This window comes from Bacillus sp. FSL K6-3431 (assembly GCF_038002605.1).
Lineage (GTDB): Bacteria > Bacillota > Bacilli > Bacillales > Bacillaceae_C > Lederbergia.
Window position 1 is genome coordinate 4,306,213 of sequence record NZ_JBBOCT010000001.1, and the last position, 26,445, is coordinate 4,332,657.

The following is a 26,445-nucleotide window of genomic DNA, read 5'->3' on the forward strand; positions in this document are numbered from 1 at the left end:
AGGACGTAGGCGCTTTTAGTAGAAGTACGTACCTATGCCAACGAAGAAATTCGCTGTTTATCATTTGGTGACTTTTTGAACATCATCTATAAAATAAAAATGTTATATTAGAGTGTAGTGTTTAAATAGTCATCTAACGTCTATATAGATGTCAGGCTTGGAAAGGGGGGAGAGAAGCATTGGATGAAGCGCTCATCGAAAAAATTAAAAATGGCAATGACCACGCGTTTCGAGTACTTGTGGAAAAATATCGTAACGTCGTATTCTATTCCGTTTACGGAGTGCTCCGCAATGAAAAAGACGCGGAAGACGCAGCACAGGAAGTGTTCATGAAAATCTATTCTTCTCTCCCCCAATATGAGAAGCAAGGATTTAAAACATGGGTTACAAGAATTGCGGTCAACCATGCAATTGATATAAAACGCAAAAAGGTAAGGAGAAAAGAAGACCAGCAAGTAGAGTATGAGGAATTTCATGCAGAACCAGCAGCAAGCGTAGAAATGCAAGTGTTGAAAAAAGAACAGCAACAGGAATTAAGGGAGCGGATAGATGAGCTTCCAGAAAATTACCGTAGAGTGGTCAGCGGCTTTTACATACAAGAAAAGTCGTTTCAAGAACTTGCGGAAGAAGAAAATGTTTTACCGAAATCAATAGAAGTGAAATTATATAGAGCTAGGCAATGGATGAAGAAGCACTGGAAGGAGGATGAATTTTTATGAACCATATGACATACGAGCAATGGATTCAATACGTCCAAGACGAACTAGATGAACCAACCCGTACACAATATGAAAACCATCTGTACAGCTGTGATCACTGCTTAGAATTATATTTGACAGCAGTTGAGGCATCTGAAAGCCAAATGCCAGTGCTGACATCTACGACGAGCTTTACTGACTCAGTCATGCTTCAGCTCAATGAAACGATGAAGGAGATTCCAAAACCGATCATAAATAAGAAAATGAAAAATAGCCGGAGGCAAACGATGATTCATTATATGCTGGCCGCTGCAATGACATTGGTATTAATGTCTACGGGAATATTTTCACAACTTATGAATGTTGCTAGTGAATTTGAAAAACCTGATTCAAAACCAAATTCTTTCGTTAGTAACTTTTTAAATAACTCCGTTTCTATAACTGACCAACTAGAAGAAAATCTTAAGGAGGGCGATAAAAAATGAATAAAAACCCTATTATAGCTTTTCTGCTCGCGTTTTTTCCGGGCGGAGGGCTAATGTATCTTGGTAAAATATTACGTGGGCTTTTCTATACAGCAGTTGTGTTCGGTATACCAATTTTTGGGATAACCATTTTTAATATACTTTTTTACAGTGAAGTATTTTTATTTTTCGCCATTGGTGGCGCGCTGCTTCTGTATATCGTTAACTTTATCGATACAGCTGTAACTGCATCAAAGCTGTATAACCAAACGAAGAGTACGAATGACGAAGCTGTCATTGAAAAAAATCCGGAATCGGAACGCTTTTTCACGATCGTTCTCTCATTCATACCTGGACTGGGCCATTTCCAACTTGGTTTAGTCTACCGCGGGATGACATTGCTAGCTGTGTTTAGTGGTCTTGGCATCATGATCCTATTTGTCGCAATGATGACAAGCCGTAGTGAAATTCTTGTATTTCTTGCATCGCTACCGATCGTCTGGATATATGGATTTTTCGATGTGATGAAACAGCTAGATAAAAAGCAACAAGGTGAGCAGCTAGTAGATCGTTCTATTTTTGAAGACTTTGAAAGCAGAGATGTTGATGGGCGCAAAAGTAAAGCCATTGCAACATTGCTCTCGATCGTACCTGGTGCAGGTCATCTCTATCTCGGATTGCAAAAGCGAGGCATTCAGTTAATGGCTGCATTTCTGTTTTCGATCTATATTCTCGATGTATTGCGACTTGGAATCTTCTTATTTCTCGTACCAATCATCTGGTTTTACAGCTTTTTCGATGGACTGCAAAAAGCATCAAAGGCGGACGGTGGTACGGTTGAAGATGAGCCGATTGTATCGTATTTAATTAATCACCAAAGATGGCTAGGTATTGGGCTGATTGCGCTTGGGGTGTATTACCTGGGAACGAATATCATTTTACCAGTTGCAAGTCCATTTATTGAAAGAATACTTAATGTTGATATCCAATACTGGTTTTATCATTATTTCCAAACAACCATCTTATGCCTTCTTTTAATTGGTGGTGGAATTAAATTAATGACAGGTAGAAAATCAAAAAAGATAGATGAAGAAGGTGAAGTTGAATGAGGACATGGCGGGTAGGTTCATTTTCCATGGGAGCAGCACTTGTGCTCCTTGGTATATTTCTGCTATTAGCTCAGTTTTTTAAATGGGATCCAGCGATAGCAATGATTTCTTGGTGGCCATTACTTTTTATTATTCTCGGAGTGGAAGTTCTACTATATTTGGGATTTGCAAAAAGCGAAAAGCAACTTATAAAATATGATTTTATCAGTATTATTTTTATAAGCATTATCGGAACGTTTGGTCTTGCCATGGCGATGCTAAATGCTACAGGATTGTTAGAAGTATCCAAGCAATTTGTGAATGCAGAAGAACGTACATTGGATTTGCCGAAGTTTGAAGAAATTTTAACAGACGATATCCAAAGGGTGCATATTGAAACTGGTCCATACGTTTTAAATATTGAAGGTTCAAAGGGAAAAGAAGCGGTAATGTTTGGAACATATAGAGGTGATATAAAAAAAGACAGTACTTCGATAAAAAATATTGCTGATTATGCCTTGATTGAAAAACAAGGTGATACATTATATATTAAAATGAAAAGAGTACCCACGAGTAGATTTATGAATTATGGCGGCGAAATAGAGGCTACCATACTTATCCCTTCCAATGTGGAGCTCGAAGTAGTTGGTGAGCATAATGACTTAAATCTTAAACCGCGTGAACTGAAAGGTGATTGGTCAATTGCCGATATAGGTCATGTGAACATGGATATTCCTGAAAATGCAAATCTGAAGGTCCAAGCAATTGAATTGCAAGAAGCAGGTGAGGCAGAATGGCAAGATGTGAAGAAGAAAAAGTCAAATGCTGTGAACGATAAGGACAATGTAGAATATGAAGAAAGCGGTCCAATAACGGGAACACTCACATACGGCTCCGGAACAAACACAATTAAAGTGAAAAATAGCTACACCGTGCAAATAAATTAAAATCTCACTTTAGGTGGTAATAGTTGTCAACTCACTACAATAGGCATGCATAAATGCAATCATTAGATCATGAATCCGGTAGTATAACTACTCTTTCAGAGGTAGTGTAAAATAGAAGGATAGTCATTCATTTGACTATCCTTTTTTTATGTTGAAAATTTCCGGTAAAAGCACGATTGGTGCAATTAACAATCTATGAGGAATATTACCGAGGAAAGGGAGATGTATATGATTACGTATAGAAATAGATTCAAGCACCTCTTGGTATTGTTGAAGCATTATATAAACACTCATATTATGGAAAGTATACAGCGGAAATTAGTCATTACTTTACTCATTGTAATGATGGTTCCACTTATTATCTTTTTAATCCTATCGATTAATATTGCTAGAGGTACGGTAGGGTCCTCAGAGGTCAAATCAAACATATCATTAGTAGATCTTTCAAGCGATTATATCGAATATCAGCTACAAGAATATGACCAACTGTTATTTTCCTCATTAGTAGATGAGTTTTTGATTCCTAGTTTAATGAAAGCTGATGATATTAACAATACCAATCCGTTTAATACGCAAAATTATATTAAGGATAAACTCTTTAATATGTATAATAGCAGGGATAGCATTCGAGCAATATCATTGACCTCTTACGAGACGGATAATAATTATCGTATTATCGATAATGAATTCTTTATTGAACCGTATTCACATTTATCACAATATAATAACAGTAAAGATGTCGTGTTTGGTATTGACGATAAATCGGACAGCTTTTTCTTTGAAAGAAATATTTTTAGATTTGAAGATCGGAAACTAATTGGAAAACTAAAAATGAATATTAATTTTTCCCTGTTCGATCCAATTATAAAAAATCTTCAAAGCAATGAAGGAGAGCATGTTTTATTACTCAGTACTTTTGGTGATATCCTTTATAATCCCGATCAAGCTTATCTAGACGAGTCGGTAAGAAAATTAGCTGTAGAAAATATTAAAAAAGATTCATTAGAAAAAACTTTTGTTACCCAGGAACAGGATATTTATTTCTTTCAAAAGAGGCTTAATGAAAATATTATTATATTAAAAATAGTACCGCAGGAAATTATGAATATTGGTGCATCGTATATTCAAAAGTCAGGAATCATTATTCTAATAATTTCAATTTTTTTAACTGTAATATTATCTTTGTATGTGTCGAATAAAGTAACCAAGCCTGTAATAGAGTTATCAAAAGCAATGGAAATAGTAGGTGAAAACAATTTTGATGTTCAAATAAAAACAAATGGATCGGATGAAATTAGTATTTTAAGAAGGAAATATAAAGAAATGATCGGCAGAATTCGCAACTTAATTGAAAAGGACTACAAGCGTGAAATAGAAAAGAAGGATGCACAATTTTTAGCGTTACAGGCGCAGATTAATCCTCACTTTTTATATAATACCCTTCAAGTTATTGGGGGGATGGCAATTAAAAAGGATGTAAAAGAAATTAATGATGTTACACAAACGCTTAGCCATATGTTTCGCTATATCACAAAAAAACAACATGGACTCGTTTATTTATATGAGGAAGTAAACCATTTGAAAAATTATTTGCACATTCAACAATTACGCTTTCAAGATAGAATGTCTATTTATCTATTTGTAGATGATGAAGTGAATGACGGATTGATTCCATTGTTGACGATTCAACCACTAATTGAAAATTGCTTTATTCATGGTTTTGATTCCAAAGTGGATGACTGCATGATAAATATAGACATTCAAAAAGTATTCGATGAAATCGAAATTACGATTGAAGATAATGGTATTGGTATGTCAGAGGAAGATTTAACACGCATTCAAAGAAACCTTAGTTCTGGACAATTTGTTCAAGGTGAAAGAATTGGAATGAATAATGTGAACAATAGAATTAAGCTTTATTTTGGAGAAGAATTTGGAATTGACTTATATAGTGAGAAGAATAAATATACAAAAGTCATTATGAGACTTCCTTATCAAAGGAAAGGAGTAGGCGTATGACAAAATTATTAATTGTTGATGACGAAAATTGGGTTCGGGATACAATAAAAACTTTGGTTACACAAGCATCATCGCCTATTAAGCATATGGATGTTATGGAAGCTAAAAATGGAATAGAAGCGTTGGAATTAATGAAAATTGTACAGCCTGAAGTTGTTATTACGGATATGAAGATGCCAGGTATAGATGGAAAAGAATTACTTGAAATAATGGAAAAAAACTATCCCCATCTACCGGTAATCGTTTTAAGTGGATATCATGATTTTGTTTATACAAAGCAAGCAATCAAGTCGAAGGTGATCGAATACTTACTAAAACCTGTTGATGAAAGGGAATTATTTCAGGCGATAGAAAAGTCCATGGAAATGAAAAAAGGATTAGAACATCAACATATAAATTACGAGATGATATCGATTAATAGGCCGGAAATATCAGAGGTTATTCAGACGCATCTCAAGAATGTTTTCTTTGATTTTAAAGAATTAAATGCATCCTTATTTTTGGCACATATGCAACAATTTTCAAATGAAACAAACAAATCCTTAAAGACGGATGAATCGTTCATTATACATTTGCAACAAAAGTTTTTAATGACGATTGAAGAGGTTATGCGTGATCATCAGCTTCGCCTAGAAGATTTGAAAATAGACTTATTAAAGTTCTATATAAATCGATCTGCTAGATTTGAGCAAGTCATTGAAAAGCAAATGGAAATTGGACATGCTATTATCACTACTATCGAGAGAAATAGAAGCTTGAAGAAGAAGCTTAATTTGGAAGAAATTAAAGATTATGTAGATCAGAACTATGACATTCCGGACATATCTTTAGATGTAGTAGCAAAAACCTTCTTTATTAGTAAAGAGTATTTAACTACTGTATTTAAAAAGAAGTATGGTTACAATATTACCGAATATATCATTTCTTTAAGAATGGAAAAAGCAAAACAACTTGTAATGAATACAACGATGCAGTATAAAACGATAGCTGAAAAAGTGGGATATGAGGACCCCCCTTACTTCTACCGGGTATTTAAGAAGTACTTTCGTATATCACCGGGAGAAATGAGGAAAACCTGAATATATTGTACCCTCCTTGTAAGCTAAACTCTCTGATTTTCGAGATGTAAATCTGCCAAATTTCCAAAAACCTACTGGGAATTAGGCTTTATTGAATATTCTGTATCCTCTTTTTTAGGTATTTTCAAAAAAAGACATGCGAAAGAAGCGTCACATATTTATTTTTTAAAAAGGCTGTTTTTGCAAACATTGTTGCTTTACCAAGTAGTGTGTGGTTGATTTCCGCTACAGTTGCTCGCTTTCCGCGGGGCGGGCGGTGAGCCTCCTCGGCGTAAACGCCTGTGGGGTCTCACCTGTCCCGCTGATCCCGCAGGAGTCTCGCACTTTCGCTCTAATCAACCTTCAACATATTTTGTTTTAAAAGCAACAAACCTTTAGAATAGAGCCTTTAAAAAAGATTAAGCCATTAAAGAGAAAATATGAACGTTAAGAAACGATAGTTCATCTTTTTGATGAGCATACACAGCGTCAATATCGGGATCCCTTCGGGAGAGATTTGTATATCAATTTTCGGGCTGAAGTTTTTCTTGGTTCGGACATTTAAATCGATGAAAGGCTCGATCTGGTAGTGATACAGCAATTCATAAATGGGTTCAGCATCGTGTGCAGCATCAAAAAAATTTTGCCGATTTTGCCCAAGGTAGTACGTTGCGAAAATTCAATAGCGCTGGCAACTAGGCTGACAGAATCATGCTAGGAAGCAGGTTGAAGAAGTCTTGGATACAACGGTAAATCGTATCAACTGTGCTGGCGGATATCATGTAAAAGATGGTATCCGTTGAAGTACTTTTCCCGTGAGCTGTCCCACCCTGATTCGATATCAGGCTAAGAATACTTGCGCGAGTGGTTACATTTCGTTAGTCCATGGGCATTGCAATCACAAGTTCGCTTGCTTCTGGGTTATCTAGTCGTTTCATAGGTGTGCCGTCTCTGGCAACACCTATTGGGTCCAAATCTCCGAGGAAGCCTAATTTGGCCGAAGTTTTCAAAAAATTCACTTGGAACAATTCAAACAATTGGTCCCCTGGCAGCTCCTTTTAATTGGAGTCATACCGGAAAAAACGATCGATTAACTTTCTTACAATTCCCGGACTTGAGAGGAATAATTTTTCTTCCTTTTTAGGTTTCTTCTTTTTATTTTTTTGCGCTTTGGTTTGATATAGGGCTTTAAATTAGCGTCTTCCCTTCCCTAGAGACGGTGAAAGAAGTCGTAGAAAAAGTCCCACCGGAACATCTCTAGGTTCAAAGCCACCCGGTGTAATTCATCCACCCATTCTGTGATACTAAGGGCTGGTTTAGCTAAGAGAAGCAGAAGGTATGAACAGTTTCCCTACCATGACCAAAAGAATGTCTCAGTTGACTGGAGTGGAAGGCGGCGACTCCTGGGGGATCAGCGTGACAGGTGAGACCCCGCAAGGCGCGAAGCGACTGAGGCGGCTCACCGCACGCCCCCCGGAACGCGTCCGCCTGGAACGGAAATCAACGGTGGTAGGAAGACACGTTGTATGTAGAGTATTTATCACATTCCATACAGAATGGGTAATTCTACTTATAAAAACAAGAAAGTCTTGAACAATCCGGCTTGGTGAATGCCAAGAGTCAATTAAGCTCATAGGAGGGAGTTTTATTTTGTGGATATTAATAAAGTACAAGTGTAAGCGATAACATTTTCAATTTTCCAAAGTGACGAAAAGCAATATAATAGATATATATAAGGGGGAGTTAATATGAAAAGAATATTTATTACTATGCTTACTCTAATTTTATTTGGAGGTTTGCTAGCAGCCTGTGGTTCAAAAGGAGGTTCAGCAACAAATTCAAGTGGTGAAAAACTGGAGAAAGTTGATTTAAAAGTGTTTATCTCACAGCCCCGCTTTAAGAAACAGTATGAAACTTATCTGGATCAATTTGTTGAAAAACAAAAAGAAGAAAAGGGTAGAGATATAAATATTAAGCTTGAGATGCCAAATGTCAATCAGGCGGATCAATTATTAAAAACTCGGTTGGCTTCTGGAGATAGCCCAGACATATTCAGCCTTCATGCAGGGAACGATCTCCCAGTATATGACAAAGCTGGATATTTGGAAGATTTATCAGGCGAGCCATTTATAGAAAAATTATACGATACAATCACTCCAGGAGTAACAATTGATGATCGTGTGCTTGCTGTGCCTTTAGAAACAGTACAATGGGGTTTCTTGTACAATAAAGATTTATTTGCTGAATATGATCTCGAAGCCCCATCAACGATTAGTGAAATGGAAGAAGTAATTAAGACACTGGAAGAAAATGATGTAACACCGTTTATACGCGCATATAAAGATGCTTATATACCGCAATTATTCTTGCCGATAACCGTCGGAGCAGCGGATATAACAACAAATAAGGGGTTTATTGACAGCATGAATGAAGGTAACGGGAGTTTTGCTGATTTGAAAGATATGTTCCCTATTATAGATCTTGTTGATAGCCACGGAACTGATAGAGCGTTTGAAATTGGACAAGACCAAGGTGCATCTGACTTTGCCAATGGCAAAGCGGCTATGTGGGTACAAGGTGCATGGATGGCTGAATCTATTATGGCTGCGAATGAAAACTTTAACTTTGGAGTTGCAGCACTCCCTATTAATGATGATCCCAATTCAACATTAATAAATTTAGGTAGTTCCACATCTCTTGCTGTTTCAAAAGAAAGTAAAGTAAAAGATGTAGCGAAAGATTTTATTAATTATGTAATGGATGAAAAGGATTCAAGCGCATTTTATGAAAGCTTGGCATTTAACCCTATCTCTGATTTGCATACTTTTGAGCCATATCCTTGGTTAGAGGATTCGAGCGCTTATGTTGCAGATGGAAAAGTATATCAAGATCCTACCATTCCATCTGCAGTAAAATCTGAATCGGAAAAACTATTCCAAAGCTACTTCGCAGGCGATGCCACACAAGAAGCCGTAATCAAAGGACTCGATCGCGCATGGGAGCAATACTTAAAAATAAATAAAAAATAACCAGAATTGATTAGAAGCACGAGTTAGAGTGAGTAAAGGAAGATAGCGACGATGCTATCTTTCTATACTCTGGAATGAAGACTGGAAAGGAATGAATCCTATGTCTGTGAAAGAGCCAGTAATAGAAACACGCAACAGGACCTCTATTGATTTAGCAATTCCTAAAAAAAGTAGTTTTAAAAAGAAGTACCTAAGTTTACTATTATTCGTATCACCCGCATTTCTATTTTATCTTTTGTTTTTATTTATCCCCACTATCGGTGCAGGTGTGTATAGTTTTACGGATTGGAATGGCTTGAATCCGAATTATGCATTCGTCGGATTCAGCAATTATATAGAAGCATTTAAAGAAGATATAGCTTTTAGACATTCATTTTTATTTACTTTAAGGTATACAGTGTTTGTGTTTATTATCCAAAACGTAGTTGCACTTACGCTAGCTTTACTAATTGAATCAAAAACTAGATCAAAAGGCTTTTTTAGAACTATTTTCTTTATGCCTAATATGCTCAGTTTAATAATAAGTGCATTAATGTTTTCATTTATTTTTACAAATGTACTACCAGAGCTTTCTCAAAAGGCTTTACTTACAGTACTTGATCAACCTTGGATTGGTGATGCTAGAGTTTCATTCTATTCGATTTTGATTGTTTCACTATGGCAAGGGATTGGATACATGATGGTTATTTATATGGCTGCCTTACAGGGAGTGCCAAAGCATTTAAAAGAAGCTGCGATGATTGATGGAGCAAATGTCTTCCAAAGACTAAGACATGTAATTCTCCCAATGATTATGCACGCTATCACAATTTGTTCCTTTTTAACATTAAATGGAGCGTTTAAAGTATTCGATGTTGTTTACGCTTTAACGCAAGGTGGTCCAGGAACTTCTACACAAGTAATTGCTTTAAATATTTATGAAGAAGCGTTCTCGAATAACTTTCGCTTTGGATATGCCAATTCAAAAGCGATGATTTTGTTTATGGTCGTTCTTATCATAACTCTTATCCAAGTTAGAGTAACGAAAGGTAAGGAGGTAGAAGCATGAAACAGAACCGTGTAGCATCCATATCAGTAAATGTTATTTTAACGGTTTGTGCTGCCATTTCATTCTTTCCAATCTATATGGCGATCATTAACTCCTTTAAAACACAAAGCGAAATTTTTAGTTCGGTTTTAACGCTACCGACTTCATTAAATTTTGATAATTATATTGGTGTGTTTAGTGAGTTAAATCTGTTAGGAAGTGGTTTTAACACATTGATTGTAACGGTAATTGGACTTGGGGGCATTGTAATTTGTGGTTCTTTAGCTGGATATAAACTTGCTAGAACACGTGGTAAATTAAGTAATATAATCTTCATGCTTTTTATTGCTTCCATGTTAGTTCCATTTCATTCCATCATGATTACACTTAGTCAAATGGCAAAAGGTATTGGCATACAAGGCTCCTTACCTGGCCTAGGTTTAATATATATCGGACTTGGCGTAAATATGGCAGTCTTCCTTTATCATGGGTTTGTAAAATCAATTCCTCTGGAGCTTGAAGAAGCAGCAAAAATAGATGGTTGTAGTGACTTGCAAATTTTCACCAGAATCATCTTTCCTTTGCTAAAACCAATTACAGCAACTATTTTGATTTTAAATGTTTTATGGCTTTGGAATGATTTCTTATTGCCTTTGATTATGCTAACAGATGTTAATAATTATACATTGATGCTTTCAATCAATATGTTAATTGGGCAATATAACAGCGATTGGCCAAAAATATTGGCTGGCTTAGTATTAACAGCACTTCCTGTTATTGTTTTCTATGCCTTTTTCCAAAAACATATATTGTCCGGGATTTCGGAAGGTGCTATTAAATAAATAATAATTTGGGCTATGTTCAAAGAACGTAGCCCGCTTGTTTGTTGTGAAAAAACTGAATATTCTATTCCCTGTAGGAAGATGAGACTATGAAAGAATCGTTATATGGTGTTGTATAATACAATGTATATATGCCAAACGTTTAGAAGTAGATATATTAAAGGAGGAACGAAGATGGAACCGAAAGGAATCTTCAATGGCTTTGATCTATCAACTATTGAAAAAAATAGGAGAAATATGATTGTCCATGCTCTCCTTGGAGACAATATAGCTTTAAAAGAACTTCTTCATAATGATCCGGGACTCGCTAACGCCAATTGGGGATATTTTACACCTATCCACTTCGCTGTAAGGTCGGGGCATATCGACTCTATCAAACTATTATTGGAGCATGAAGCAGATATAACCAAGAATCCTATCGGATGGTCCGATGACCTTATTACAAAGGCTAAGGATCGGGGATACAAAGAAATAGTAGACATTTTAGAACAACATCTTGCCAAAAGTTTTCAAGTCACACCCGGTGGTAGCAAACTTGCAAATTTAATAAAAAAAGGTCAGAAAGAGATAATACTGCACGAATTGGATGAATGTCCCGAATCTGTTCATGCCGGTGACGAACATGGTAATAGTCCTTTGCACTGGGCAGTCCTCACCCGACAAATATGGCTGATAGACGACTTGCTCCAGCGCGGGGCGAACATTCAAGCGAAAAGAGCGGATGGGGCAACACCTGTACATCTCTCAATACATGGTGACTATTGGTTTCGGTCTAATCGGGATTTAAGCAAACAAGCGCTACGTAACGAATGGTTCTTGGCAGGGTACTTGATAGCTCGGGGCGCTGAATACGATATTTGGATCGCTGCAGCTGTTGGCGACTCTGATCATGTCGAATCCTTGTTGCAAAGCGATCCGACATTATCTAACATGAAAAATTCGGTGTGTAGACGCCCCTTAGGCTACGCGGCCAGAAATGGACATACTGAAACGGTCAAGCTTCTGCTTAATTGGGATGCTGATCCGAACGCTGAAGAAAGAGATGCATCGCGTGGAAGTGCACTTTGGAATGCAGCTGCTGGCAATTATGAGGAGTGCGCCAAATTGCTGCTGGAGCATGGAGCGGATCCAAATTCAATAGTGGAGGCAGGAAGCAACCCGTTATTTATAGCTATGAGTAATGGTCACACCTCGTTGGTGAATTTGCTTTATACATACGGCGCATCAATGAATCTCGATTCTGCCTGTTGTTTAGGTAGAATCGATTTGGTGGGAGAAATCATCAAAGCTAACCCTGCGTTGGTTAACGCTGGTGGTGACTATGGGCCACTATGTATGGCTGCAGGTTATGGACATATGGATATCGTCAAAATGCTTATTCGAAGCGGTGCTGATTTAAATGCGCCTTGGTACACGAATAATTACATTGGATATGCCTTGGATCAAGGACCTGAAATGGTAAAGTTTCTTCTGGAATCTGGCGCAGACTCAAATAACGCAAACTGGTTAGGTGTTACCTACCTCCATAAGGCAGCATGGCTTGGCACTATAGAGTTTGCTCAATTACTTATTGACTTTGGTGCGGACGTTAATGTCCTTGATGAGGAGTACAATTCAACACCTCTCGGGTGGGCTGCGAAATATGGGCATATCGAGATGGTCCAGTTTTTACTAAACATTGGCGCGAATCCTCACCTTCCATTAGATGAGTCATGGGCACAACCACTTTCTTGGGCTAAGCGGAAAGGATATTTAGACATTGTCGATATGCTAGAAGATATAGATTTTTCAGCTTTGAATGATTTGACATAAAGTTCCTATACAGACCTTGTCCGTGGCATCACACGATTGCTACTGGAAAAGTAATATATGGAAAAAACTGCGACTAGTTCCCCCACCCATGGTTCAGGGTTGATTCTATCTTTGGATATTTGAAGTTTAGTGGTCCTGTTACTCGTAGGACAAATACAAGAATATTAATCGAAAAAAACACATGAGTTTTCATGCTGAAGCTATGTTTTTTCTAATATGCTTATTGATTTTTTAATCTGTAGGTATCGCTTTTGCATTTAGATTGTTTTTATCGCAGATTAACGGGCAGTAAAACCCCCACTTCAAGGATTCAAGTTTAAGCAATGAAGAGTAAGTGGGGGATCAACAGCCCGTAAAGGCCCGATTGGTTCAGGCCAACAGGATGTTGGTCACTCAGGCGTTGCCGCAGGACGCGGCGACCTTAGCCTGAGTTCCTTAACAATCAGTGGGGGATGATAGAAAACCCCCACTGATTGAAGTTTCACTTTATTCGTTTTTTGTCGAATTGGATTTTGCAGTTTTAAAGATGTATAATAAGACGAATGGACAAACGTAAGATATTACTGTTTAAATGGACAGGTGATAAGCATGAAAAGAGCACGCATTATTTATAATCCGACTTCGGGTCGGGAGTTGTTCAAACGGAATCTTGCAGATGTGTTACAGAAGCTAGAATCGGCTGGCTATGAAACTTCATGCCACGCGACGACAGCTGAAGGTGATGCGATAAAAGCTGCTAAGATCGCGATAGAAAGAAAATATGATATCGTTATCGCAGCGGGCGGCGATGGTACGATTAATGAAGTCGTCAATGGACTAGCTGAACAGGAGAATCGACCCAAACTCGGAATTATTCCAACCGGAACAACGAATGATTTTGCCAGAGCATTACATATTCCACGTGGTATTGATGAAGCGGTAGATGTCATTATTAAGGGCGACACGATTCCTGTCGATATTGGCCGAATGAATGATAGCTACTTTATTAATATTGCCGGTGGTGGCAGACTAACTGAACTTACGTATGAAGTACCTAGCAGATTAAAAACAGTGCTTGGTCAATTAGCATACTATTTAAAAGGGATTGAAATGTTGCCTTCTATCCATCCAGCGGAAGTGAGCATTGAATACGATGGAAAATTGTATGAAGGCGAAATTATGTTGTTTTTGATTGGCCTGACAAACTCAATTGGCGGTTTTGAAAAATTAGCGCCTGACTCCTCTATAAACGACGGATTATTTACTTTAATGATTTTGAAAAAAACCAATATCGCTGAATTCATCCGTATCGCTTCCTTGGCTCTTCGCGGCGAACATATAAATGATCCAAATTTGATTTACGTAAAAGCAAATCATATCAAAGTGAAATCTAAAGAAAAAATGCAGCTGAACATCGATGGAGAATATGGTGGTCTTTTACCAGCGGAGTTTTCTAATCTTTACAGACATATTAATGTATTTGTACCAATCGATAAAATTAGACAAGAAGATAAAGTGGAATAAAAATGGATAAAAAATCAGCTGAAGTGACTCAGCTATTTAGGTTTTAAAGAGACCCTCTTTTCGAAAAGTTCATTTCGAGAGAGGTTTTTTGTTTGAAATTTCAAATGTAATATGAATTGAATTTATAAAACACGAATTAGGATAGAGTCCGTATAATTGTGTAAAAAGAAAAGGTCTCATCAAGACCTCATGTTACAATGTTTTCAACCACGATCACATTGAGGAGGAATTGATGATGACCCAACTTAATTTTAACCTAGATATTGAAATTTTAAAAGACTCAGTGCTAAATTCAAACCTGGAAGCGGTAGTAAAATCCACGATTGTACTTGTCCTAAATGAATATATGGAGAAGGAACGCGATGATTATCTCCAAGCAGCTGCCTACGAGCGCTCGATCGAACGCATTGATTACCGAAATGGCTACTACGAGCGAGAGCTTCTCCTTAGTATTGGAAGGGTTCAACTGCGAGTCCCGAGAACCCGTGAGGGACACTTTTCTCCCTCCGTGTTTGAAAGGTTTTCCCGTGTCGATCAGGCTTTTGTATTGTCGATGTTAGAGATGGTGGTCAATGGGATTTCCACTCGAAAAGTCACAAATGTCGTTCAACAACTGTGTGGAGAAAACGTCTCTAAATCGTTCGTATCTTCGCTTACTGGAAAGCTAGATCCAATCGTAAATGAGTGGGCAAACCGCCCCCTAAATACCATGTACTATCCGTACGTTTATGCAGATGCCATGTATATCAAGGTCCGGGAACATAATAAAGTGATTTCCAAGGCAGTTTATATCGCTACAGCGATAAATGAAAACAAGAGACGTGAAGTGATTGGACTAAAAATCGATCATGTTGAGAGTTTTGAGGCATGGCAAGGGTTCTTCCAACACCTGAAAGGACGTGCTCTTCAGTCTCCAAAACTTATTATTTCAGACGCTCATGAAGGACTGAAAAAAGCAATTCAGCGGGAATTCATAGGCACTTCTTGGCAACGTTGCACTGTCCATTTTAAACGGAATATCATTGAACGATTGCCAAAAAAAGAATCAAAACAAATAATCGCTGACATGAGGCGCATCTTTAATAGTATTTCAGTAGAAGAAGCTCGCCAATATAAAGAGCAATTTGTCGATAAATATGAAGAAGAAGCAAAGGTCCAGAAAGCAATTGAAATTTTAGAGGATGGCTTCGAAGATGCCATTCAATTTCTCAACCAGCCTTCTCGTTATCATCGTTATCTAGCGAGCACAAATTCACTTGAAAGGCTTAATCAGGAGGTTCGCAGGAGAGAAAGAGTCATACGTATCTTCCCGAATAATCAATCTGCATTTCGACTTATCGGTGCAATACTAATGGATTATGAAAACAGAGAACGAAGCGGAAAAAAGAGTTTATAAAATGACAATTTCATCAAGTGAAAAGGGGGTACCCCCTTTTCACTTGATGAAATAAAATAGCCAACTCTAACTAAATATCATAAAGAAAACATTGTAAACTAAATTACACAATTGTCTGGACTTGACTCGAATTAGCCGCTAAGTGGCCAGTAAATCCCATGAGTGGCTTATAAAAAGTCCGAGTGGCCAGTAAATGCATTGAGTGGCTTATAAAAGAGTTCGAGTGGCCAGTAAATCCGTGAGTGGCTTATAAAAGAGTTCGAGTGGCCAGTAAATCCGTGAGTGGCTTATAAAAGAGTTCGAGTGGCTAGTAAATGCCATGAGTGGCTTATAAAAAGTCCGAGTGGCCAGTAAATGCATTGAGTGGCTTATAAAAGAGTTCGAGTGGCCAGTAAATGCCGTGAGTGGCTTATAAAAGAGTTCGAGTCGCCAGTAAATTCCCTGGACAGCTAATAAAAGAGTTCGACGGCCAGTAAATGCATATAATCGAAGCTAATCTTCCAGTTATACGCAAAAACATAAGCAAAATCACTGATAAAAATGTAATTACCGCGCATCCATTCATTTGAATTAGCAAGGCAAGAGATTATTCAGCAGGATAGCTTAAATTACAAGTGAAAGTGATTCACATTAGCTATTAATGTGAATCACACTAGTAAAAACTCCTCAGATGTAGGATAGTCGCTAGTTCCATAAAAGAAGTTCGGTTAGTGTACCTTAATAGTCGACAGCCTGAGTAGCTAAGATGGTTCAGCTGTTTTTTAAGCGGATTAACGGCAAATAAACTACCTTTGAAGGAAATTCACTTTTACCCTCGCGCCTGCTCAGTTTGGATCGTTTTCTTTGTTAATTTAAAGAAGGCGATCGCACCAATAAAAGAGGTAATAAATAACGTTGCTCCCATTGGGACTGCTGTTGCCTCATTAATACCAACGAGAGGAGAGACCATGGATCCGAGTAATAGCGGGAGTGTACCTAATACGGCACTTGCACTTCCAGCTCGGTGTCCTTGGTTTTCCATCGCCAAAGTAAATGAGCTTGTTAAGATCATTCCCATAGAGGTCATGTAAATAAAAATTGGTATCACAAGAGTTGCTAATGGCCCCTGAATAATCGTCATTAGAAGAAGTATTGAAGTGGCACTTACAGCTATAATTACCGCAACCCTAAGTAAGCTTCTTTCATGAATAATACCCCCGAAGCGCCCGATGATAAAACTTCCAGTAACAATGGCCAGTCCATTAATACCAAATAGAATACTAAAAACTTGAGGAGACACATTATAGATACCCTGATACACGAACGGAGTTCCTGATACATAAGCAAAACTCCCGCCGTGAATAAATCCGACAGTCAATGCGTAACCAATAAAAGCACGATCCTTCAACAAACTTCCTATTGTACGTACAGAATGCCCGATTGAGCTTGGCACTCGATTATCTGGCGGCAATGTTTCCTTTAATCGCATAGCAACAATCAAAACAATTAACAGTCCGAGTAAACTTAAAAAGTAGAAAATTGAATTCCAGCTTGCAAATGGTAAAAGTAAGATTGCTCCACCAGCCATTGGTGCAATCATTGGAGCAAACGCGTTTATTACCATTAAAAGTGCGAAAAACTTCGTAAGCTCTCTTCCGCTAAACACATCACTTACGACAGCACGAGAAAGGACAATTCCTGCTGAAGCAGTGAAACCTTGTAAAAATCGTGCTACAACCAATACAGTAATATTCGGTGCAAGAGCACAGAGAAGGGATGATAATGCAAATAAGAAAATGGATATCAATAAGGGCTTTCTTCTACCCTGGGCATCACTGATCGGTCCAATAATTACTTGACCAATCGCAAGTCCGATCAAACACGTTGTTAAACTAAGCTGTACAAGCGTGGCACGAGCATCTAAATCATCGGCAATATCAGGAAAGCTTGGTAAATACATATCAATATTAAGTGGCCCTAATATTGCAAGCATGCCGAGAAGAAAAGCTAATCCCAAACGCTCTTTTCCTGTTGGATTTTGAAGCATAAATATATCAAACACCTTTCCTACCTAAGTCTACTACTTTTAGCATAAATATCATAAGTCTACAACAGAAAAGGCAGTCTATTCAATGGATAATATTAGATAGACGATTCTCCATGGTAGAGTAGACCTGCTATCTTCTCTTTCATTTCATTTCAGTTCAAACTTTAACAATATCTAATTGTAATACTTTTTTATTATGCCACTCTAATTACTGGCTTAAAAAAATAAAATGTAAAACCTCAAACACCCCGTCCTAAACTTTTAGGACGAGGTTAACATAATATTGTCTGATTTTTGATATAAATTCCTTCGCAGCATATAAAAATACAATAATAAGGTTATTTAAATCCTAAGATTTCCCCATGTTCGAGTTCATTGAAACATCCTATTATTTGCTCAAATGCTTTTTAACCTGTATAGCTAACTTTTCCGGTTTCAACTAATTCCTTAAGTCCCATAAACATTAAATTCCAACCATGTTCAGATCCGTCGTGATACTCCACAAGCGCTTTATCGATATCAGATGTTGTCCAATTTTCTTCATGTGGGACGATGATATTTTGTGAAAATGTCATTTCACAGCCTTGCTGAAGGTCTTTGAGCTCAACTGTAATCGTATCTTCTGATTCGCTAAACTGTGGCATTTTAAAAGTAAACACTAATTTTTTTGAAGGGTCTATTTCAAGGTACTCTCCTACTGCTCGATAATCTTTCCCATCGCGATGATCAATAATTTCCCAAGTGCCTCCCACTTGAGGATTATTTTGTGCCACTTTATTTGTTCCTTCTAATGTAAAGAACCATTTTCTCATCATCTCAGGGTTTAGCCATGCATCAAAAACTCTTTCAGGTGCTACATCAAAATTTCTTATCATTTTTAAAGTGGTTGTTGAATAGTTGTTCATCTTTATGCTCCTCTATGTGATTTAATGTTCTTTCTTTTTTGCTTTCAATAACTCATCCTCAAGAAGATCAAAGCGATTACTCCAAAATTTCTCATAAAAATGCAGCCAGTCTGTAGCTTGTGTTAATGATTGAGTGTTTAAACGACATATGTGAATCCTTCCATTTACAATTTTATCGACTAAATTTGCCCGCTCCAAAACCTTTATATGTTTTGAGATAGCAGCCAAAGACATGTCAAAAGGTTTCGCTAGTTCAGAAACTGTCCTTTCTTTCAAAGCCAACATATGAACGATATCTCTTCTTGTTGAATTAGACAAAGCATGAAATACTTCATTTAAATTGTCTTCATTTTGGTTAACCATATAGTTAAATATAGCTGGTGGCACACTTATATTCAACCATTTAGTTAAATAACCTTCTGAAAAAGTTTGTAATAAAATCCTTGTCATTCATTCTGCCTTATGATATATTTTTTACGTAAACGTTTTCGTATGAGGAAGAAGGTGGGCAATGTCCAACACAATTACAGATGTTGCAAAAAAGGCAAATGTTTCTATTGCTACAGTATCTAGAATTTTAAATAATCAAAAGGGATATTCAGAAAAGACAAAGAAAAAGGTATTACAAGTTATAGAAGAGTTGGGGTATGAGCCAAATGCGATAGCCCGAGGGTTAATTAATAAGAAAACGGAAACGATAGGGGTATTGTTCCCAAGTCTTTCGAGTTTATTAACTTCTGAATTTTTAAATGGAATCGAAAGCATTGCTCACGCTAAAGAATCAAGTATTATCGTCTGTCATACCGCTGACAATGGTGAAAGAACAATGAAGTATCTTCAATTGTTAAATGAAAAGCGCATCGATGGTCTTATCTTTACGAGTGCACTACTTAAAGAAGAGTATTATGAGTATATGAAGAAAATGAAGGTTCCAGCTGTCCTACTCTCAACTAAATCAATAGATTATCCATTACCGTATGTAAAGGTGGATGACCACGATGCTTCGTATGCAGCTACTCAATATTTGATTCAAAAGGGTCATAAGGATATTGGGATGTTAAGTGGAAATAAATCAGATCCAATTTCAGGAAGACCTAGAATAGAAGGCTATAAGCAAGCGCTTCAAGAAAACAATCTCACATTTGAGGAAAATGCAATTGTTGAATGTAAGGGGTTTAGCTATGAAGATGGAAAAGATAACTTGGAACGTCTAGTAGCCCAGGCTCCACATATTACAGCAATGTTTGCCGCTAGTGATGAAATTGCCATCGGAGCCATGTCAGCAGCTTATCGGCTTGGAATAAAGGTGCCTGATGATTTGTCTATTATTGGCTATGATAATCTAAAGATTTCGGAAATGACTGTTCCTCCATTAACAACAGTTGCACAGCCACTGTTTGAAATGGGTGCCAAAGCCGCAGATCAATTATTTAAAATGGTTGATTCCATTGGAGATGTTTATAATATTACGATGCCACATCAAATAATAGAAAGAAATAGTGTAAAGAAGTTTGATTAGTTAAATACTATATTTTTTTACTATTTAACGTAAACGTTTACGTTAATGAGTTATAAATTAACAACAATACATATTAATCTTTGGAGGGATTCACATATGCGTAAAAAATTAACGACTGTTCTAATGTCAATAGCACTAGGTGCTTCTATTTTAGCTGGATGTAGTGGAGAAAACGGAAGCAAAGATGGAAAAGTTACTTTAGAACTTTTTTCGAATAAATCAGAGAGCATTGACACTTATAAAAAGATGATTAAAGATTTTGAAAGTCAAAATCCGGATATTAAAATCAAGCTAGATGCACCACCAGAAGCAGAAACGGTTTTAAAAACTCGATTAACAAAAAATGATATGCCTGACATTATGTCCATTGGAGGCAATTCTACTTATGGAGAACTTGCACGTGCCGGTGTTCTGAATGACTTCTCCGATACAGAAGTGGTTAAAACGGTTCAAAAATCTTATGTTGATATGGTTGGTCGTCTCGTAGGTACAGAAAAAGAAGGCGTATTCGGACTTCCGTATGTTACGAATGCCAACGCTGTCATTTATAACAAAACGAAGTTTGAAGAACTGGGCCTGACTGTTCCAACAACTTGGGATGAATTTATTGCTATTTTGGAAAAAACAAAAGATGCAGGGGAAACACCTATTTATTTCACGCTGAAAGATGCATGGACAGCAATGATTTCATGGAACTCTTTAGCTGCTAATATTGCTGGAGAAGATTTCGCCGAAGAAAAAACGAATGGGAAAGCAAGCTTCGTTGAAAATTATAATGAAGTAGCGGATAAAATCTTAACACTGACTGAGTATGGGCACAAAGATAATATGGGAATTGGGTACGGAGATGGAAATAATGCTTTTGCGAATGGAAAAAGTGTGTTTTACATACAAGGAAATTGGGCCATTCCGGAAATTGTAAAGGCGAATCCCGATATGGAATTAGGAGCTTTTGCCATGCCGGTCAACAACGATACGGACAAAAATAATCTAGTTTCCGGTGTTGACGTGATTCTTACGATGAATAAAGACACGAAGCATAAAGATGAGGCAATGAAATTTATTGAATTCATGATGGATGAAGAAAGAGCGCAACAATATATTGATGAACAAAAAGCCTTCTCTGCTATCGAAGGAGTATTCCAAGAGGATCCAGTATTTGAAGGGATAAAAACAAACTTTGAATCTGGAAAAATCACTAGCTTCCCAGACCACTATTATCCAGCAGGAATGGGTGCAGAAAATATTGTCCAAGAGTTTTTAATTAAAAAGAATAAAGATGCATTCTTAAAGAAAATGGATAATGAGTGGGAAAAAGTACAGAATCGTTAATACTATATCAAAATTTTGGGCATCTTGATTTACAGATGCCCATCCCTTCTTAAAGGAGTTGAAATAATGACAAAGAAAAATAATGTTTACTTATTTATAGTTATTCCAGCATTTTTGCTATTTTTTACCTTCCATACATATCCCGCATTACAAGGGATCTTTTATAGCTTTACAGACTGGAAAGGATATGGGGATTGGAATTTCGTAGGTATTAAAAACTATTTGAATGTTTTTAAGGATGATCGAGCATTTGCTGCCTATGGATTTACCTTTAAGTTTGCCATTATATCAACCATTTTAGTGAATATATTTAGTTTGTTAGTCGCAATAGGTTTGAACTCAAAAATTAAGTTTCAAAAAACGTTAAGAGCGGTTTACTTTTTACCTTTTATATTAAGTATTTTAATAGTAGGGTTTATTTTCAATTTCATTTTCACCCATTTTCTACCTACAATAGGTGAGTCTTTTGGAATAGAATTCCTAGCAAAAAATATATTAGGAGATCCTAATTTGGCTTGGCTTGGAATTGTTGTTGTAGCTGTTTGGCAATCGATTGCATTCAATACAATTCTATACCTCGCTGGTCTTGTAACAATTACTGAAGATATATATGAAGCAGCAAGTATAGATGGTGCAGGAATGTGGACAAAGTTTTGGAAAATTACATTCCCTTTAATCGCTCCATTTTTCACAATCAATATGATTTTGGCAATGAAAAATTTCTTAATGGTATTTGACCAAATCATTGCTTTAACGGGCGGTGGGCCTGGACAGTCTACAGAATCCATCTCGTTATTGATTTATCGTGGAGGATTTGAAGGCGGCGAGTTTGCATACCAATCGGCGAATGCAGTTATTTATTTCATCGTAATTGTTGTCATCTCTATTATTCAACTTAAAATTTTAGAAAAGAGAGAGGTGCAAAGCTGATGATAAATAAAAGAACGAATTGGCCTGCTACTATTCTCTTAATTGCAGGTTCGTTACTGATTTTATTTCCGCTATATTTAACGATTACCATTGCATTTAAAACACCACAGGAATTAGCGAATAACTTATTAGCTCTTCCGAAGAGTTGGTCCTTTGAAAACTTTAGTAAAGCCATTGAAATGACGAATTTTTTCAATGCGTTTGGAAATAGCGTTTTTGTTACTGTATTTGTAGTCATTTTTACTGTGTTAACGAACTCATTGGTTGCTTACGCAATTGCTCGAAATATGCATAAAAAGTTTTATAAAATGCTATTTTACTACTTTGTAAGTGCCATGTTTATCCCATTTCCAATTATCATGCTTCCAATTGTTAAACAAACATCTGCATGGGGCATGGACAATTTGGTAGGACTAATTATTTTGTATATCGTGTATAACCTAGCTTTTAATATATTTATTTATGTAGGCTATATTCGATCTATACCTGTAGAGTTAGAAGAGGCTGCCATTATAGATGGAGCTAGTACATGGCAAGTATTCTGGAAGGTCATCTTCCCATTATTAGCGCCAATGAATGCAACAGTGGCAATTCTTACATGTTTGGGTGCCTGGAATGACTTTATGCTTCCGCTCGTCATTGTAAGTGATCGTGAAATGGCAACTTTACCACTTGTACAATATATTTTTCAGTCCCAGTTTAGTACAGATTATAATTTAGCTTTTGCATCATACTTATTGGCGCTCGCTCCTATGGTCATTGTTTATATCTTTGCACAGAAGTGGGTAATCAGTGGTGTGATGAAAGGCGGAATCAAATAAATAAATTGGTAACGAAATAGAATTTAATGTAGGGAGAGAACAATATGAAAATTACAATTTGGAACGAAAATAGACATGAAAAGTTAAATCCTGTAGTAGCAGATATTTATCCAGAAGGAATCCATGGAACGATTGCAAAATTACTTGCTGAGCATGGATACGAAACAAAGACAGCCACATTAGACGAGCCAGAACACGGACTGACAGAAGAAGTGCTTAAAAATACGGATGTTCTATTTTGGTGGGGGCATTTAGCTCATGGTGAAGTAGACGATGAGGTTGTTAATCGTGTGCATGAGCGAGTACTTCAAGGGATGGGATTAGTAGTCCTTCATTCAGGTCATTTTTCTAAAATTTTCAAGAAATTAATGGGGACATCTTGTGATTTAAAATGGCGTGAAGCAGATGAAAAAGAGCGTCTATGGGTTGTAGATCCAACGCATCCAATTGCGGAAGGAATCGGAGAATACATCGAGTTAGAAAAAGAAGAAATGTATGGAGAACATTTTGATATTCCAGCACCGGACGAATTAGTTTTCTTGAGCTGGTTTGAAGGTGGAGAAGTATTCAGATCAGGCTGCACATATAAACGAGGAAATGGGAAAATATTCTACTTTAGACCAGGCCATGAAACATACCCAACATACCATCAAAAAGATATTCAAAAAGTATTAGTAAACGCGGCTAAATGGGTGAAGCCTGCGGATAGATCGTATCCTGTCTATGGAAATGCGCAGCCATTGGAAGAAATTAAGAAAAAGTGAACTCACTTCAACAAGCTGAAACATCAGGGAATCAAGTACTCAAACCCTAAACAATAATAAAATGGGGGAATAGATGATGAAGAAAATGAAAGTGGGCGTAATTGGCTGTGGAAGCATTGCGAAATATCGACATTTACCTGAATATGCAATGGAAGAAAATGTAGAAATCATTGCGGTTTGCGATATTGTTGAAAACAGAGCGGAAGAAATGGCAAGTACCTATGATGCAATTGCTTACACTGATTACAAGGAATTACTAAAAAATGACGATATAGATGCAGTAAGTGTATGTTTACCTAATTATTTACATGCACCGATCACAATAGCAGCATTGCAAGCAGGTAAGCATGTGCTTTGCGAAAAGCCAATGGCAATATCTAAAGAAGAAGCGGAACAAATGATTGAAGCAAGACAAGCTTCAGGGAAGAAATTAATGATTGCCCATAATCAAAGATTCGTCCCATCCCATCAAAAAGCAAGAGAGATTATTGAGAGTGGTGAACTAGGAAAAATCCATAGCTTCCGTACGGCATTTGGTCACGGTGGACCAGAAGGATGGAGTGTGGATGGAAAAGAAAGCTGGTTCTTTAAGAAAGAAGAAGCCTTTATTGGTGCGATGGGTGATTTAGGTGTGCATAAAACTGATTTACTAAGATTTCTTTTAGGTGAGGAGTTCACCGAAGTTGCAGCATTTGTGGAAGGTTCAGCAAAGGAAGACTCTGACGTTGATGATAATGCAGTATGTGTATTAAAAACAGAATCTGGAATCATTGGTACATTGGCTGCCAGCTGGGCATATACAGCGAAGGAAGATAACTCAACGATCATTTATGCTGAAAAAGGTATTTTACGTTTAGAGGATGATCCCAATTATTCTTTAATTGTTCAATATAAAAATGGCTCTACAGTAAATTACGAGCTAGGAAAAATTCAATCCAACGATGATGGTGGACAATCCACTTCACATACGATTGAAAAGTTTGTTGAAAGTATCGAACTTGATCTGAATCCACCAGTTTCAGGTGAAGAAGGAATGAAATCTTTACAAGTAGTACTAGCTGCACTTGAATCGAATAAAACAAAGAAAATCGTTCAATTGTAAAATTTTAGAGAGTAAAGGATGGGAAAATAAATGAAATTAGGTGTATTTGCAGTACTGTTTTCTGATAAGTCGTTTGAGGAAATGCTTGATTATGTACAAAAGTCAGGACTGGATGCTGTTGAAATTGGAACAGGAAATTATCCAGGAAACGCCCATTGTCCACTTGATTTATTGCTTGAAGATGAAGCAGCACGTCAAGCATATTTAAATGCGGTTACGTCAAGAGGGCTATCTATTAGTGCATTCAGCTGTCATGGAAATCCAATATCTCCTGATAAAGAATTTGCAAAAGAAAGCCATGAAACTTTTGTGAAAACAGTAAAACTAGCAAGCTTATTAGAAGTGCCTGTTGTAAATTGCTTTTCTGGTACTCCCGGAGATCATGAAGGAGCAAAATATCCAAATTGGCCTGTAGCGCCTTGGCCACATGATTTTGAGGAAGTATTAAAATGGCAATGGGAAGAGAAGCTAATTCCTTATTGGAAAGAATGGGGACAGTTTGCTAAAGATCATCACGTGAAAATTGGTTTAGAATTACATGGAGGATTTTTAGTACATACACCTTACACATTATTGAAGTTAAGAGAAGCAACATGTGATGCAATTGGAGCAAATCTTGACCCAAGTCATTTATGGTGGCAAGGTATCGATCCGGTAGGAGCAATTAAAATCCTAGGCAAAGAAGATGCCATTCACCATTTCCATGCCAAAGATACGTATATTGACCAAGAAAATGTTAATATGTATGGATTAACTGATATGCAACCATATGGTAACATACGGACAAGAGCATGGAATTTCCGATCTGTTGGCTGTGGTCATAGCGTCCAGGAATGGAGCGACATGATGAGTGCACTACGTACATTCGGATACGATTATGTGGTCAGTATTGAACATGAAGATCCGATCATGTCCGTTGAAGAAGGATTCCAACGTGCGGTTAGTAATTTACAAGCCGTTTTAATTAAAGAATCACCTGCACAAATGTGGTGGGCTTAATGATATAAAAAAGAGCCAGCAGCATGAATATTCATGTAGCTGGCTCTTTTACTGCTAATGGTCTTAAGCGAATACATGCCCTCAAAGATTATACAAAGTCATTTTATCGCAGATTAACGGGCAGTAAAACCCCACTTCAAGGATTCAAGTTTAAGCAATGAAGA

22 protein-coding genes are annotated in these 26,445 nt (G+C 37.1%); 19 read left to right on the plus strand and 3 right to left on the minus strand.

Annotated features, from left to right (window positions below):
• The first annotated feature begins 179 nt into the window (after nt 1–179).
• The 12 genes from MHB53_RS20740 to MHB53_RS20795 all read left to right on the plus strand — a co-directional run bounded on the left by MHB53_RS20740 (nt 180) and on the right by MHB53_RS20795 (nt 15,883).
• The gene (locus MHB53_RS20740; protein ID WP_340921988.1) at nt 180–719 is read left to right on the plus strand and encodes an RNA polymerase sigma factor; all 540 of its coding nucleotides are present in this window, start codon (nt 180–182) and stop codon (nt 717–719) included.
• A complete protein-coding gene (locus MHB53_RS20745) occupies nt 716–1,183 on the plus strand; it encodes an anti-sigma factor family protein (RefSeq protein WP_340921990.1) in 468 nt (155 codons plus the stop codon). Before MHB53_RS20740 ends, MHB53_RS20745 begins: the two co-directional genes overlap by 4 nt.
• A complete protein-coding gene (locus MHB53_RS20750; RefSeq protein WP_340921991.1) occupies nt 1,180–2,271 on the plus strand; it encodes a hypothetical protein in 1,092 nt (363 codons plus the stop codon). Before MHB53_RS20745 ends, MHB53_RS20750 begins: the two co-directional genes overlap by 4 nt.
• The gene (locus tag MHB53_RS20755) at nt 2,268–3,197 is read left to right on the plus strand and encodes a hypothetical protein (RefSeq protein WP_340921993.1); all 930 of its coding nucleotides are present in this window, start codon (nt 2,268–2,270) and stop codon (nt 3,195–3,197) included. Before MHB53_RS20750 ends, MHB53_RS20755 begins: the two co-directional genes overlap by 4 nt.
• A 228-nt stretch (nt 3,198–3,425) precedes the next feature.
• The gene (locus tag MHB53_RS20760; protein WP_340921995.1) at nt 3,426–5,216 is read left to right on the plus strand and encodes a sensor histidine kinase; all 1,791 of its coding nucleotides are present in this window, start codon (nt 3,426–3,428) and stop codon (nt 5,214–5,216) included.
• Nucleotides 5,213–6,295, plus strand: coding sequence for a response regulator (locus MHB53_RS20765; protein WP_340921997.1), 1,083 nt, complete (start codon nt 5,213–5,215; stop codon nt 6,293–6,295). The genes MHB53_RS20760 and MHB53_RS20765 overlap by 4 nt, the downstream gene beginning before the upstream one ends.
• A 1,727-nt stretch (nt 6,296–8,022) precedes the next feature.
• Nucleotides 8,023–9,303, plus strand: a complete 1,281-nt coding sequence (locus tag MHB53_RS20770; protein WP_340921999.1) for an ABC transporter substrate-binding protein — start codon at nt 8,023–8,025, stop codon at nt 9,301–9,303.
• Nucleotides 9,304–9,403: 100 nt separating this feature from the next.
• Nucleotides 9,404–10,351: a carbohydrate ABC transporter permease gene (locus MHB53_RS20775; RefSeq protein WP_340922001.1), complete on the plus strand. Its 948-nt coding sequence runs from the start codon at nt 9,404–9,406 to the stop codon at nt 10,349–10,351.
• Nucleotides 10,348–11,172: a carbohydrate ABC transporter permease gene (locus tag MHB53_RS20780; protein ID WP_340922004.1), complete on the plus strand. Its 825-nt coding sequence runs from the start codon at nt 10,348–10,350 to the stop codon at nt 11,170–11,172. The genes MHB53_RS20775 and MHB53_RS20780 overlap by 4 nt, the downstream gene beginning before the upstream one ends.
• Before the next feature lie 174 nt (nt 11,173–11,346).
• The gene (locus tag MHB53_RS20785; RefSeq protein WP_340922005.1) at nt 11,347–12,984 is read left to right on the plus strand and encodes an ankyrin repeat domain-containing protein; all 1,638 of its coding nucleotides are present in this window, start codon (nt 11,347–11,349) and stop codon (nt 12,982–12,984) included.
• A gap of 588 nt (nt 12,985–13,572) precedes the next feature.
• Nucleotides 13,573–14,487, plus strand: coding sequence for a diacylglycerol kinase (locus MHB53_RS20790; RefSeq protein WP_340922008.1), 915 nt, complete (start codon nt 13,573–13,575; stop codon nt 14,485–14,487).
• A 235-nt stretch (nt 14,488–14,722) separates the two neighbouring features.
• On the plus strand, nt 14,723–15,883 hold the full coding sequence (locus tag MHB53_RS20795) for an IS256 family transposase (RefSeq protein ID WP_340924574.1): 1,161 nt from the start codon (nt 14,723–14,725) through the stop codon (nt 15,881–15,883).
• Between the two features lie 808 nt (nt 15,884–16,691).
• Here the strand turns inward: MHB53_RS20795 and MHB53_RS20800 are convergent.
• From MHB53_RS20800 to MHB53_RS20810, 3 genes are all read right to left on the minus strand, one after another.
• On the minus strand, nt 16,692–17,909 hold the full coding sequence (locus tag MHB53_RS20800; RefSeq protein WP_340922010.1) for a Bcr/CflA family efflux MFS transporter: 1,218 nt from the start codon (nt 17,907–17,909) through the stop codon (nt 16,692–16,694).
• Nucleotides 17,910–18,316: 407 nt separating this feature from the next.
• The gene (locus MHB53_RS20805; RefSeq protein WP_340922012.1) at nt 18,317–18,814 is read right to left on the minus strand and encodes an SRPBCC family protein; all 498 of its coding nucleotides are present in this window, start codon (nt 18,812–18,814) and stop codon (nt 18,317–18,319) included.
• A gap of 21 nt (nt 18,815–18,835) precedes the next feature.
• Nucleotides 18,836–19,264 carry an ArsR/SmtB family transcription factor gene (locus tag MHB53_RS20810; protein WP_340922014.1) on the minus strand — a complete coding sequence of 143 codons (429 nt, stop codon included), beginning with the start codon at nt 19,262–19,264 and terminating at the stop codon, nt 18,836–18,838.
• A gap of 61 nt (nt 19,265–19,325) precedes the next feature.
• On the opposite strand from MHB53_RS20810, the gene MHB53_RS20815 reads away from it, so the two are divergent.
• The 7 genes from MHB53_RS20815 to MHB53_RS20845 all read left to right on the plus strand — a co-directional run bounded on the left by MHB53_RS20815 (nt 19,326) and on the right by MHB53_RS20845 (nt 26,281).
• Nucleotides 19,326–20,333, plus strand: coding sequence for a LacI family DNA-binding transcriptional regulator (locus MHB53_RS20815; protein WP_340922016.1), 1,008 nt, complete (start codon nt 19,326–19,328; stop codon nt 20,331–20,333).
• Between the two features lie 96 nt (nt 20,334–20,429).
• The gene (locus tag MHB53_RS20820; RefSeq protein ID WP_340922018.1) at nt 20,430–21,665 is read left to right on the plus strand and encodes an ABC transporter substrate-binding protein; all 1,236 of its coding nucleotides are present in this window, start codon (nt 20,430–20,432) and stop codon (nt 21,663–21,665) included.
• Between the two features lie 66 nt (nt 21,666–21,731).
• Nucleotides 21,732–22,595, plus strand: coding sequence for a carbohydrate ABC transporter permease (locus tag MHB53_RS20825; RefSeq protein ID WP_340922020.1), 864 nt, complete (start codon nt 21,732–21,734; stop codon nt 22,593–22,595).
• Complete coding sequence (locus MHB53_RS20830) at nt 22,595–23,416, plus strand: carbohydrate ABC transporter permease (RefSeq protein WP_340922022.1); 822 nt, start codon at nt 22,595–22,597, stop codon at nt 23,414–23,416. The genes MHB53_RS20825 and MHB53_RS20830 overlap by 1 nt, the downstream gene beginning before the upstream one ends.
• 44 nt (nt 23,417–23,460) lie before the next feature.
• Nucleotides 23,461–24,180: a ThuA domain-containing protein gene (locus tag MHB53_RS20835; protein ID WP_340922023.1), complete on the plus strand. Its 720-nt coding sequence runs from the start codon at nt 23,461–23,463 to the stop codon at nt 24,178–24,180.
• A gap of 76 nt (nt 24,181–24,256) precedes the next feature.
• The gene (locus tag MHB53_RS20840; RefSeq protein WP_340922025.1) at nt 24,257–25,282 is read left to right on the plus strand and encodes a Gfo/Idh/MocA family protein; all 1,026 of its coding nucleotides are present in this window, start codon (nt 24,257–24,259) and stop codon (nt 25,280–25,282) included.
• Nucleotides 25,283–25,312: 30 nt separating this feature from the next.
• The gene (locus MHB53_RS20845; protein WP_340922027.1) at nt 25,313–26,281 is read left to right on the plus strand and encodes a sugar phosphate isomerase/epimerase family protein; all 969 of its coding nucleotides are present in this window, start codon (nt 25,313–25,315) and stop codon (nt 26,279–26,281) included.
• The last annotated feature ends 164 nt before the right edge of the window (nt 26,282–26,445 follow it).